Consider the following 13331-nt stretch of genomic DNA (forward strand, 5'->3'; position numbering starts at 1 on the left):
TACGCTGCCGCTTGGGTCTGGCTGGCGCAGGCTCGCATGCTCCTTGCGCGGCTCAAATAGATTTCTTCTACACCCTCTTGGCGACGCAAAAGAAGGTAGGTGCGCCGCCGGGCGCACACCCCGGCCCCCGCCCTCAATCAAGGCATAGCCCAACCACCGCCAACAAGGCTCAAGGCTCAAGGTGCCGGCGTCTTCGGCTCAAAGTCGCAATACCGCGGCACCACACACTCCCAACACCGCGGCTTGCGCGCCTGGCACACATACCGCCCCAGCAGAATGAGCCAGTGGTGCGAATCCACCGCATACGCTTCGGGCACCCGCTTCATCAACTGCAACTCCACCGCCAACGGATCCTTTCCAGGCGCAAGCCCCGTGCGGTTGCTCACGCGAAAGATGTGCGTATCCACCGCCATCGTGGGCTGGCCGAAGGCCACGTTGAGGACCACGTTGGCCGTCTTGCGCCCCACGCCGGGCAGGGCTTCCAGTTCCTCGCGCGTGCGCGGCACCACGCTGCCATGCTGCTCGACCAGGATGCGGCAGGTCTCCAGCAGGTTCTTGGCCTTGGTGCGGTACAGGCCGATGGTCTTGATGTAGCCCTCCAGCCCCTCCAGCCCCAGGTCCAGGATGGCCTGCGGCGTGCCCGCCACCGGGAACAGCTTGCGCGTGGCCTTGTTCACACCCACGTCGGTGGCTTGGGCCGAAAGCAGCACGGCGGCCAGCAGTTCGAACGGGGTGGTGTACTCCAGCTCCGTGTTGGGCATGGGGTTGGCCGCCTTGAGGGCGGCGAAGAAGGGCTCGATCTGCTCGGTTTTCATGGTGGGGTGGGGGGATGTCTTCTTGTCGGATGCGGCATTGTCCTGCAGAGGGTTCTTGACGGCGATTTGATGGCTTCCCCCCGTCTTTTTACGGCGAATTGATGCGGTGTTGCCTAGACTGCATGGCTTGCCTGCTTGCTTGCAGCACGTCGGCGCTGTTTGCGGTGAACCCCTGAACAGCACCATTTTTGCAAAGGGGTCCATGCGCTACGGGGCGCAGGCTACGTGGCGCAACAGATCAGCAGAAAAATCGCTGCGGTGGAACATGAACGAGCTAGAGACTTCTTTTGCGCCTGAAGGGCGGGTGGTTGCGCAGATCTCCAAGGCGGTCATTGCCCATGACCGTGCATCCGTCGGTGCAGGAGAGCCTCAGCCGCTGGCCTGCCTGGTCCGCGAAAACGGTCACCTGATCGGTGGCGCGGTGGGTCGGATCGAGCTGGACCGGCTGTATGTGGAATACCTCTGGGTGGATGCCGGGCATCGGCGCAAAGGCCTTGGCAGCAGACTGCTGGCCGGCATCGAGGAGGCCGCCAGAGGAGCCGGATGCAGCGAAAGCCTCATCGAATCGCTGTCGCAAAAGACGGCCGCAATGTACGAGCGTGCCGGGTACCGGGGTCATGCCCAGATCGACAACTACATCCCGGGGCTCACCTTGTACGTGCTGATCAAGCCCTTGACCTGATTGATCACCCCCCTTCCCGCGCCACCAGCTGTGCGCTCAGGAATTCCAGGAACATGCGCGCCGCCGCGGGCAGGGTGCGGCCGCTCAGCGTCTGCAGTTCCACGGCGCGCTCGCTCATGCCCCGTTCGCGGATCTGGGCGGCATGCAGCTCGCCGCGGCGCACGCGGTCGCGCACCGTCACCTCGCCCGATATCGACAGCCCGCCGCCGTGCAGCACGAAGTGGGTCAGCGTCTCGAAGTGGTTGCACACCAGCACCGGCTCGAACACCAGGCCGCGCTGGCTGCAGCCGATGTCGAACAGCTGGCGCACGGTGTTGTCGCGCTCGGGCAGGGCGATGGGGTAGGGGTGCATCTGTGCCAGCGTGACCGACTTGAAGCGCGCCAGCGCATGGTCGGGCCGCATGATGGCGATGACGGGCGAGGCCTCGCGGTGCTGCACGCGGATGTCGCGCTCGGCGGAACGGCTGTAGGTCAGGCCGACGTCGGCATCGCCGTGGAGCACGGCCGTGGTCACTGCCGCCGGGCTGGCCACCCGGACATGGAACTGGATGCCCGGGTACTGCTGGCGGAACTGCGCCATCACGCGCGGCAGGAACTCGATGGCGAAGCCGGCCGAGCTGCACACCCGCACCAGGCCGGTGTGCAGGCCCTGCAGCGCCTGGATGTCGGCCACCACGCGGTCGGCCTCCATGGCGCCGCGGCGGGCGTGGGCGGCCAGCAATTCGCCCGCCGCGCTGGGCGCCATGCCGCGCGGTCGCCGCTCGAACAGCGGCAGGCCCAGCAAATCTTCGAGTGCGGCGACCTGCCGGCTCACGGCCGAGGGCGATACGTTCAGGCGCACAGCGGCTTCACTCACGGAGCCGCTGCGCACCACTTCCAGGAAGTAGCGCAGGGCCGTGTCTTGGAGGCGGCTGGAAAGCATGGAAGTCCCCTGGGGCGGCGGTTTGCGTAAAACGCAAAGGTAACTGAAGAAATCAGCGATTGTAGAAAAGCAGCCGCCTGCCTATGCTGACTTTGAAATGACACATTCATCCATCACCGCCATGCCTGACCTCTCCACCCTGCCGTCCACGGGCATCGCGCCCAGCGGCATCGTCGCCCATACGGCGGTGGGCCTGTCGCGCGCCATCCAGGCCCGCGAGGTCTCGTGTGTGGAGGTGCTCGATGCCTACCTGGCCCAGGTGGACCGCCTGAACCCCGTGGTCAACGCCCTGGTGGCCATGGCCGACCGCGATGCCCTGCGCGGCCAGGCCGCCGAGCGCGACGCGCAGCTGGCGCGAGGCCAGAGCCTGGGTCCGCTGCACGGCATGCCCCAGGCGCCCAAGGACATCGCGCCTGCTGCCGGCATGGTCACCACGCGTGGCTCCCCGCTCTTTGCGGGCCAGGTCACCAGCACCGATGCGGTGGCCTACGAGCGCATGCGCGCCAGCGGTGCGCTCTTCATCGGACGCACCAATTCGCCCGAGTTTGGCCTGGGCGGGCACACCTACAACCCGGTGTACGGCACCACGCGCAATGCCTTCGACCCGGCGCGCTCGGCCGGCGGCAGCAGCGGCGGGGCGGGGGTGGCCGTGGCCCTGCACATGCTGCCCGTGGCTGATGGTTCGGACATGATGGGATCGCTGCGCACGCCGGCTGCGTTCAACAACGTGTATGGCCTGCGCACCTCGCCCGGCCTGGTGCCGCACGGCCCGGCCGAGGAGGTGTTCTTCCAGCAGTTCAGCGTGACCGGGCCCATGGCGCGCAACATACCCGACCTGGCGCTGCTGCTGTCGGTGCAGGCCGGGTTCGACGCGCGCCTGCCGCTCACGCGCCGCAGCGACGACGTGGCCGCCTTCGGCCAGCCGCTGCAGCGCGACTTCAAGGGCATGCGCATCGGCTGGCTGGGCGACTTGGGCGGCTACCTGCCCACTGAAACCGGGGTCTACACCACCTGCGAAAAGGCCCTCGACCACTTCCGCACCGTGGGCTGCACGGTCGAGAAGGCGGTGGTCGATTTCGACCTGGCGCAGCTGTGGAATGCCTGGCTCGACCTGCGCAGCTTCAGCGTGGCCGGCGCCAATGCGGCCCTGTACCACGACGGCGCCAAGCGCGCCCAACTCAAGCCCGAGGCGGTGTGGGAGATACAGCGTGGCCTCACCCTCACCGCCATGCAGGTCTATGACGCGGCGCGCGTGCGCACGGCCTGGTACCAGGCCCTGCGCGGGCTGTTCACGCGCTTCGACTTCCTGGTGCTGCCCGCTGCCCAGGTGTTCCCCTTCGACGCCAGCCTGGACTGGCCGCACGAGGTGGCCGGCCGCCGCATGGACACCTACCACCGCTGGATGGAGGCCGTGGTGCCCGCCACCATGGCCGGCCTGCCTGCGCTGGCGGCCCCCGCGGGCTTCGGCCCCGAAGGCCTGCCCGCCGGTCTGCAGGTCATCGGCCCCGTGCAGTCCGATGCCGCCGTGCTGCAGATCGGCCACGCGTATGACCTGGCCAGCGGCTACTCCCGGGTGCCCAGCCCGCTGTTGCGCTGAGGCCTCGGGCGACCTTGCCCCTTCACCGTTCCTGTCGCCCCCTGTCTTCTTTCCGGAGAGCCTTTCCATGCCCGTCGCCATGCCGCGTTCCCGTTTTCTGTCGTGTCTCGTGGCCGCTGCGGCCCTGCTGGCGGCGCCGGCCGGGGCGTGGGCGCAACAAGGCTACCCCGACCGGCCAATCAAGCTCATCGTGCCCTTTGCACCCGGCGGCGCCACCGACATCCTGGGCCGGCTGCTGGCCACCGCCCTGGGGGAGCGCCTGGGCCAGCCCATGGTGGTCGAGAACCGGGCCGGTGCCGGCACGGTGGTGGGCGCCTCCATCGTCGCCAAGGCGCCTGCCGATGGCTACACCCTGCTGCTGGGCGCCAACACCACCTTCACGCTGAACCCTGCCATCCGCAGCAACCTGCCGTACGACCCGGTGCGCAGCTTCACGCCGCTGGGCCTGGTGGCCGACATGGGCCTGCTGCTGGTGGCCCACAACGACACTCCCGGCAGCACGTTCAAGGAGGTTATCGCCCAGACCAAGGCCGCGCCCGAGAAGTTCTCGTACGGCTCCTACGGCACCGGCTCGTCGGTGCATTTCGGCGGCGAGGTGCTCAAGTCCACCACCGGCGCGAAGATGCTGCATGTGCCCTTCAACGGCAGCGCGCCCAACCTCACGGCGCTGATGGGCGGGCAGGTGCAGTTCGCGGTCGATACGGTGGTGGCCTCCACTCCGCTCATCAAGGCCGGCAAGATCAAGCCCATCGTGGCCCTGGGCGCGCAGCGCCTGGCGCTGCTGCCCAACGTGCCCACCGTCGCGGAGAGCGATTACCCCGGCTTCGACATGGGCTCCTGGTTCGCCTTCGTCGGCCCGGCTGGGCTGCCCGCGCCGGTGCAAGGCAAGCTGGAGAAGGCCCTGGCCGACACCATGGCCTCGGCCGAGTTCAGGAAGAAGCTGGTGGACATCGGCATGACCCCTGCGTGGTCCAACGGCGGCGGCCTGCGTGCGCGCATCGAGCGTGAGTTGCCGGCCATGCGCGCGGTGGCTGCCCGGGCGGATATCCGGAGCGATTGAATTTGCCATGGCGGGCGTTGCCGCATGGACGTCGCCCGCGCCTGCATCCCGGCATTTGGCGACGCCTCCCGGCATTTCGTCGCAAGCCGGTATGCCGGGCCAGCCAGCCTGCCTACAGTGCCGTCCATGCCGCTGTTTTCGCGGTCCAACCACTGAGGCACACACCATGATGCACCTGCTGTTCCAGACGCTCGCCGCCGCAGCCCTGCTGGGCCTGGCTGGCCAGGCCGGCGCGCAAGCCACACAAGCGCAGCAACAAGGACAACAGGCGGGCTACCGCACGCTCACCGTTCCCGGCGACACCCCCATCCAGGTCGCGCTGTTCTACCCCACCGCTGCGCCGGCCCGTGCCCTGCCCATGGGCCCCTGGCAGCCGGTGGTGGCACCCGGTGCACCCGCTGCGCAGGCGCCGCTCAAGGGCCTGGTGCTGATCTCGCACGGCACGGGTGGCTCCGAAGTGGGCCACCACAACCTGGCCACGCGGCTGGCCAGGGATGGCTACCTCGTCGCTGCCCTGCGCCACCCGGGCGATAACTGGCAGGACCGCTCCATGGTCACCTCCGGCCACTACTTCGGCGAGCGCCCGCGCCAGGTCAGCCGCGTGCTCGATGCCTTGCTGGCCAGCCCCGATTGGGGCAGCCGCATTCCGGCCGGCCGCATCGGCGCGGTAGGCCATTCCGCCGGCGGCTACACCGTGCTGGCGCTGGCCGGGGCCGAGGCCGAACCCCAGCGCGCCGCCGAGCACTGCCGCAGCGTGCAGGACGACCCCATGTTCTGTTCCCTGGGCAAGCTGCCTGCCACCGGTCCGCTTCCGGCGGCCCTGGCGGCGCCTGCGGCCGCCCCGGGCCGTGACGCGCAGCGCGTCTCCGTGCCCGATCCGCGCATCCGGGCCATCGTCGCCCTCGCACCCTTGGCCGTGGTCTTCACCCCCGAGAGCTTGGCGGCCGTCGCCGTGCCCGTGCGTGTCATCGTGGCCGAGCGCGATACCGTGCTGGTCGGCAAGTACCACGGCGGCCGCGTTGCCGAACACATGCCCAAGGCACAGGCCAGCACGGCGGCGGGGGCAGGGCACTTCGCCTTCATGGCGCAACCCTCGATGCCGCTGCCTTCGGATGCCGGTGATGCCGCGGCCAACCCGCCGGGCTTCGACCGCGTGGCCTACCAGCCACAGCTGGAGAATGAGGTGGTGGAGTTCTTTGCGCGGCAGTGGCGCTGAAGTCGAACGAGCCCAGCGGCCGGGGGAGCGATGGGCACCGCGTTCGCGCAGGCGCTTTTCGGTGACGGGATGGTGGAGACGGGATGGCGGGTGGGGCGCATTCACTGCCCAGCCTTGTGGATGCGTTTGTATATTTTGTGTAAACGCCCATGTTTGTATTGACCCCTACATCGGATTCACTTATTTTCAATAAGTAACACCGTCCTGTGGGATGGGTCTCCCTGCGCGAGGTGAGAGGCATCGTGCGTCGGAAAACGCATGACAGCCTTCACAAATCGCATTCCTTTTGAGAGCCCTCTGTGCGCTTCGCACGAGGGCCGATCCCATCCCGAGAAGCCCCCTTCCATGAGCAATACCTCCCTTGTCCCATCCACTTCTGCCGGGCGCGAAGTGGCTTTCGTCGACAGCCGCGTCGAAGACATCGACATCCTGCTGCGGGACCTGGGGCACGATGTGGAAGTCGTGCGCATTGAAGCCACGCACGATGGTCTGGCGCAAATGGCCGCTGCATTGGGCGACAGGGGCGACGTGACCGCAGTGCATGTGCTGGCGCATGGCAGCGCGGGATCGCTGCTGCTGGGCAGTACCGTGCTGGACAGCAACCTGGCGGCACACAGCGCTCCACTGGCCGCCATCGGCCGTGCCATGGCACCCGGCGGCGACCTTCTGGTGTATGCCTGCAATCTGGCGGCGGGCGACGTGGGCGCGCAGTTCGTATCGACACTGGCCCGGCTGGCGGGTGCTGACGTGGCCGCCTCGACCGACCTCACGGGTTCCGCCCGCCTGGGCGGCAACTGGGCGTTGGAAAGCCACATGGGCAGCATCGAGGCCAGCCCGCTGGCGCTGGCGGAGTACGACGGCGTGCTCGATGTGCTGAGTTTTGTCAACGGCGTCGACGGCGGTGATGTAACGCCGGCCACCAGCATCGGCAAGACCGTATCGGGCCACGCCATCACCTTCAGCGGCCCGGAAATGTACATCTACGACGAATCTCCGAACGACGCTCTCTATCCGTATGTCTCGGCTGGCGGCGAAGGCGTCCTCATGACCATCGCCGTCGAGGCCGGCTACAGCTTCGACATCAACTCGTTTGAGGTGCTGGCCGAATCCGGCTCGATGGACTTCAGCATCACCTGGGCCGACGGCACCATCTCCGGCTATACCCAGACCGGTGTCAATGACAAGGGCTCCCGGTCCACCTTTTCCAGCTTTGATACTGCGCTCAACGACATGCGCAGCATCACGGTCACCTCGACCAAGTACACGAGCTTTCAAAACTTCAACATCAGCGACGTCAAGCTGCTGCCACCGGCCGCCAAGGTCAGCAGCGCCAGCCTGGGCACCGACACCGGCAGCAGCCAGACCGACTTCATCACCAACACAGCTTCGCAGCTCATCAGCGGTACGTTGTCGGCGAACCTGGGTACGGGTGAAAAAGTCCAGGTGTCCTACGACAACGGCAGTTCGTGGAGCGATGCCACCACGTACACGGAGGGCACCAAGGCCTGGAGCACAACGACCACCCTGGCCGGCAGCAACACCTTTCTTGCGCGGGTTGCCAACGCGGATGCTGCCAGCACCGCCTTCTCGCACACCTATGCGCTGGACATCGTGTCGCCGACCACCACCTTCAGCAGCATTGCGCTGTCGTCCGATACGGGCTTCAGCAATACCGATTTCATCACCAGGACTGCCAGCCAGACCATCAGTGCCACGCTCAGCGGTGCACCCGCGGGCTCTGACACGGTCTGGGGGTCGACCAACGGCGGCAGCAACTGGACCAACATCACGAGCAAGGTCAGCGGCACCTCGCTGACCTGGACCGGCGCCACCCTCAGCGCCGGCAACAACTCAGTCATGTTCAAGGTCACCGACTCCGCAGACAACGACAGCAGCCTGAGCTTTCAGAACTACACGCTGGACACCACTGCACCGGGAACTACCATTGCAACCGCCAGCTTCTCCAACGACAGCGGCACATCCGGTACAGACTTCATCACCAACACGGCGTCGCAGACCATCAGCGGCACCCTGTCGGCCAACATGGTGGTGGGAGACAGGGTATACGTCTCACGCGACAACGGGGCCAGTTGGTCTGCAGCCACGACGACAGTTGGCAACAACACCTGGTCGCTTGGCGGCGTCTCGCTCGTTGCCAGCAATACGCTCAAGGTCAAGGTGAGCGACACCGCTGGCAACGATGGTGACGTGCTTTCGCAGGTCTACACCTATGACACCACCGCGCCGACCATCACCTTCAGCAATCTGACGCTGTCGGCCGACACCGGTGCCAGCAGTACCGACTTCATCACGAAGACTGCCAGCCAGACCATCGGCGCCACACTGAGCAATTCGGTGATGGCCGGCGATATTCTGTACGGTTCGCTCGACAATGGCGCCCATTGGACCGACATCACCAGCAAGCTCAGCAGCACCACACTGAGCTGGAATGGCGTCACGCTCGCCGGCAGCAACACGCTGCAACTGAAGGTGGTCGACGCTGCAGGTAACGAGGGCACCCCGCACAGCAAGGCCTATACGCTGGACACCAGCACCCCGGCCACGCCCGGCACGCCAGACTTGGCCACGGCCAGTGACACCGGCACACCCAACAACGACAACATCACCCTCGACACCACTCCCACGTTCAGCGGCACGGCAGAAAACGGCAGCACGGTCACCCTGTACGAAGGTGCCACGGTGCTCGGCACCGTCATCGCTGGTGCCGGTGGCTGGACCTACACCACTGGCGTGCTGACCCAGGGCAGCCACACCATCACCGCCGTGTCCACCGACACCGCCGGCAATGTCTCGGCCACCTCCGCCGGTCTGACCATCACCGTGGATACCAGCGCACCCACCGTCACCTCGGTGACGGTGCCTCCCAATGGCACCTACTACGCCAACGGTGTGCTGGACTTCACGGTCAGCTTCAGCGAAGCGGTCATCGTCGACAGCTTCGGCGGAACGCCGCGCATCGCGCTCGTGGTCGGCAGCACCACACGCCATGCCGACTATGTATCCGGCTCCAGCACCAGCGCATTGCTGTTTCGCTACACCGTGCCCAGCGGCGACATCGACGCCAACGGCATCACCGTGGGCGCGCTGTCGGCGAACGGTGGCCTCCTGCAGGACGCTGCCGGCAACGATGCCGTGACCACCCTCAACAGCGTGGGCAGCACCGCCGCGGTGAACGTCGATGGCAACCAGGCCAGCGTCACCGGCGTCAGCGCCAGCACACCCGATGGCAGCTACGGCACCACCCAGACCATCACCATCACCGTGGCATTCTCCAGCGCCGTCGATGTCGATACCACCGGCGGCACGCCCACCCTGGCGCTGGCAAGCGGCGGCAGCGCCGTCTACGTCGGCGGCACCGGCACCAGCACGCTGACCTTCAGCTACGCCGTCGGAGCCGGCCAGAACAGCGCTGACCTGGACTACAGCTCCACCTCCGCACTGATGCTGAACGGCGCAACCATCATCGAGGCTGGTGGGGCGCATCAGAACGCTGCGCTCACGCTGGCCACGCCCGGCACGGCCGGTTCGCTGGGCGCCAACAAAGACATCGTCATCGACACGGCCGCGCCGACGAATACGGTGGACAGCGCTGCCTTCTTGGCTGACACAGGCACGTCCGACAGCGACTTCATTACCAAAACCGCGGCGCAGACCGTCAGCGGCACGTTGACTTCCAACCTGGCGGCAGGAGAGCGTGTTTACGTCTCGCTCGACGATGGCGGCACCTGGACTTTGGCGGCGAGTGCAGTGGGCACCGACACTTGGTCGCTGGTGGGCCAGACGCTGAGCGGCAGCAATACGCTCAAGGTGCGCGTGAGCGATGCCGCGGGCAACCATGGCACAGCCTACTCGCACACCTACGCGATCGACAATACGGCCCCCACACCCAATGGCGCCGCAGGCACGCCCGCAGACAATGCCGGAACGGCACCGACCACTGGCGCCATCGTGCTGCCCTTCAGCGAGGCCCTGGACGCCTTGAGCGATCTGAGCAAGGTCTACCTGCGCAAGGTGGGAACGCCAGGCAACATTGCCGCCACGGTCACCCTCAACAGCAGCGGCCACCTGGTCATCACGCCCGCGTCGGCCCTGGCCGAGGGTACGGCCTACCATGTGAACTGGGATGCCAACGCCCTCGTGGACACGGCGGGCAACTACGCCACGGCCGTCACCGACAACACCACCTACAATTTCACCACCGTAGCGGCTGAGGCCCCTGCGACCCCACCGGCGACCACCGTGGACGGCGTGCCCGTCACCACCGAGCCCGGCCCCGGCGGCTCCACCATCACCACCATCCCGGTGGTGGTGTCCACCCGCCCTGACGTGCCCGGAACCCCCTCGCCGCTGGCCGACATTCCGCTGGTCAAGGGCCCCGATGGACACCCCATCGTGCAGGTCAGCGTGCCCACTGGTGTGGGCCTGCAGGCCGAGGGTCTTGCGGGCACGAGCACCGGTTCCGCCGCGCTGGCCGAACTGGGTTTCCGCATCGAGCGCGTTGCCGGTACCAACCCCGAGCTGATCAATGCCGGCCAGGTGTTCTTTGCCAGCATGCCGCCCAACGAGCCCTTGAGCGTGCAGATCCTCAAGCCCACCGCAGGGGCCGGCTTCGATCCGAACGTGCCGTTGGTCATCACCGGCAGCACCAACCCCGCCGACGGAAAGCAGGCGGTCATCATCGACGCACGCAGCCTGCCTGCGGGCTCGGTGATTCAGGTGGACAACATCGAGTTCGTGGCGGTGGTGGGCAACGTGCGCCTGATCGGCGGCGCCGGCCAGAACGTGGCCAGCGGCGATGGCGGCGCCCAGTGGATCGTGCTCGGCCCCGATGACGACGTGATCCACGGCGGCGCCGGCAACGACACCGTGGGTAGCGAGGCTGGCGATGACCAGGTCTATGGCGATGCGGGCGACGACATCGTGTTTGGCGGCGCAGGCAATGACCTGTTGTCCGGAGGCACGGGCAGTGACCGCCTGAACGGCGGTACCGGGTTTGACGTGGCCATCCAGGAAGGCGCGCGCACCGACTACACCGTGACCCTGGAGGGCGCCGGCATCAAGCTCACGCACACCGCTTCGGGTGTCTCCGACTGGCTGGTCGATGTGGAGCAGGTGCGCTTTGCCACCGGGCCCAGCCTCACGGTGGCGCACAGTGCGGCCGAGGAGGCCGCTGCCTATCTGTTCCAGAAGTGGCTGGGCCGCGATCTGAACCAGAGTGAAGGCGCCGCCATCCAGACCCTCGCAGGCCAGAGTGCCGAGCAGGTGGCCACCCTGTTCGCCCAGGTGTTCCCGCAGCAAAGTGCCGGCAAGACCCCCGCGCAACTGCTCGAAGGCATGGCCGGCGGGGGGGCGATCCGCGTCGATGCCGTGCGCGATGTGATTGTCAGCGGTGACGCCGGCAACAACACCATCACCCCCACACTGGGCCTGGCACGCTATGTGGATGTCGGTGCCGGCATCGACACCGTGGTCATCCCGGCCACGCTGGGGCAGACCTTCGTGCAGCACAACACAAGCGGTAGCTACACGCTGCAGCGCCTGACCGATGGGGCCATGCTGAACGTGAGCAACGTGGAGCGCGTCACCCTCACGGACACCAAGCTGGCGCTGGACATCAACGGCAACGCGGGCGAGGCCGCCAAGCTGCTGGGCGCGCTGGGCGGCCCGGCCATCCTGGCCAACAAGGGCGTGGTGGGCGAGGTGATCCGGGCACTGGATGCCGGGGCCAGCAGCCAGACCATTGCGGGCCTGGGGCTGCAGCTGCTGGGGGTGAGCACGCCCACGCAGATTGCGCAAACCCTGTGGACCAATGTGGTGGGCCGGGCGGGCACGGCGCCGGAGCTCAAGATCCTGACGGACATCATGGCTGGCGGGGTCAGCGCGGCCGATCTGGTGGTGATGGCGGCGCACCTGGATGCCAATGCCACCCGGATTGACCTGGTCGGGCTGGCGGCCAAGGGAATCGAATTCGCCTGATGGCGAGCGTGTAGAGTTCGCCTGATGCGATGTGGGCTGCCGGCCAGCATGGCGCTGCCCACGCCCGTCGAACCCTGTTGACCATGCCTTCCTCTCCATCCGTTCCACCATCGCTCGCACCGCAGGTCCTGCTGACCAGCGCCGGGCGGGCATGGACCGGCCTGCGCGCCGACTTTTTGCACATCTCCCGCGGCCGGGTGCATGTGCCGGCAAGATGCACAGCCTGGGCATGCATTTCGGTCCGCCCGTTCACGCCGATTGCGAGTGCGGCGGCGAGCGCATGCGCCGTGTGCAGAAGCCCGGGGACATCGACGTGGTGCCTGCCGGCGTGGGCGGCTCCTGGGAGGACGATGCCGACTGCCACATCCTGCGCTTGGGCCTGCGCCCCCAGCTGCTCGACCAGGTGGCGCAGGATCTCGGCCTGCCGGCCACCAGGGCGCAGTTGGTGCCCCGGCTTCAGCTGCGCGACACGCGCATCGAGGCCATAGGCTGGGCCATCAAGGCCGACCTGGAGGCAGAGCTTCCCTCCGACCCGCTGTACATCGACCTGCTGGCCAACGCCCTGGCCGTGCGGCTGATCGAGACAGCAGGCGGCCACGCCCTGGCGCCACAGGGCCGCACCGCGCCGAAGATGCCGGCACGCCAGCTGCGCCGCCTCACTGACTTCATCGAATGCCACCTGGCCCACCCGCTGCGCCTGGCCGACCTGGCGCAGGTGGCCGGCCTCAGCGCCACGCGCCTGAAGACCCTGTTTCGCAACAGCACCGGCATGCCCGTGCACCAGTACGTCATCCGCCGCCGCGTCGAACATGCCCGGGCCCTGCTCAGCAGCACCGCCATGCCGGCCAGCGAGGTGGCGGCTGCGGCGGGCTTTGCCCACCAGAGCCACATGGCCTCCACCATGCGCAGGCTGCTGGGGCACACCCCCGGCGACATCGCCCGCCCGGCGCGCGAAATCGGCCCGAAGCTGCCATAGGCGGTCTGAATCTGCGCGACGGCGCTGGCCCGGACCGCCATCCTTGGGACTCTTTTTTGATCCAAG

Annotated in this window: 8 protein-coding genes; 6 read left to right on the plus strand and 2 right to left on the minus strand. The window is 67.3% G+C overall.

Translation table 11 applies throughout. From position 1 onward, the window contains the following. Positions 1-176: 176 nt before the first annotated feature. Positions 177-815: an endonuclease III gene (nth, locus tag AC07X5_RS10585; protein WP_409958655.1), complete on the minus strand. Its 639-nt coding sequence runs from the start codon at positions 813-815 to the stop codon at positions 177-179. Between the two features lie 265 nt (positions 816-1080). On the opposite strand from nth, the gene AC07X5_RS10590 reads away from it, so the two are divergent. Next, positions 1081-1497, plus strand: a complete 417-nt coding sequence (locus AC07X5_RS10590; RefSeq protein WP_494609946.1) for a GNAT family N-acetyltransferase — start codon at positions 1081-1083, stop codon at positions 1495-1497. A gap of 4 nt (positions 1498-1501) precedes the next feature. Here the strand turns inward: AC07X5_RS10590 and AC07X5_RS10595 are convergent, their stop codons facing one another. Then, the gene (locus AC07X5_RS10595; RefSeq protein WP_494770099.1) at positions 1502-2419 is read right to left on the minus strand and encodes a LysR family transcriptional regulator; all 918 of its coding nucleotides are present in this window, start codon (positions 2417-2419) and stop codon (positions 1502-1504) included. Between the two features lie 121 nt (positions 2420-2540). On the opposite strand from AC07X5_RS10595, the gene AC07X5_RS10600 reads away from it, so the two are divergent. The 5 genes from AC07X5_RS10600 (at position 2541) to AC07X5_RS10620 (ending at position 13265) form a co-directional block, all read left to right on the plus strand. Next, positions 2541-4016, plus strand: coding sequence for an amidase (locus tag AC07X5_RS10600; protein WP_494770100.1), 1476 nt, complete (start codon positions 2541-2543; stop codon positions 4014-4016). 67 nt (positions 4017-4083) lie between these two features. Beyond that, on the plus strand, positions 4084-5076 hold the full coding sequence (locus AC07X5_RS10605) for a Bug family tripartite tricarboxylate transporter substrate binding protein (RefSeq protein ID WP_494770101.1): 993 nt from the start codon (positions 4084-4086) through the stop codon (positions 5074-5076). 166 nt (positions 5077-5242) lie between these two features. Further along, positions 5243-6292, plus strand: coding sequence for an alpha/beta hydrolase family protein (locus AC07X5_RS10610; RefSeq protein WP_494770102.1), 1050 nt, complete (start codon positions 5243-5245; stop codon positions 6290-6292). A gap of 345 nt (positions 6293-6637) precedes the next feature. Further along, a complete protein-coding gene (locus AC07X5_RS10615; protein ID WP_494770103.1) occupies positions 6638-12289 on the plus strand; it encodes a DUF4347 domain-containing protein in 5652 nt (1883 codons plus the stop codon). A 229-nt stretch (positions 12290-12518) separates the two neighbouring features. Further along, positions 12519-13265, plus strand: coding sequence for a helix-turn-helix transcriptional regulator (locus AC07X5_RS10620; RefSeq protein ID WP_494770104.1), 747 nt, complete (start codon positions 12519-12521; stop codon positions 13263-13265). Positions 13266-13331 lie beyond the last annotated feature (66 nt).

The sequence above is a fragment of the Acidovorax sp. GW458-11-26-14-TSB4 genome, from assembly GCF_059423865.1.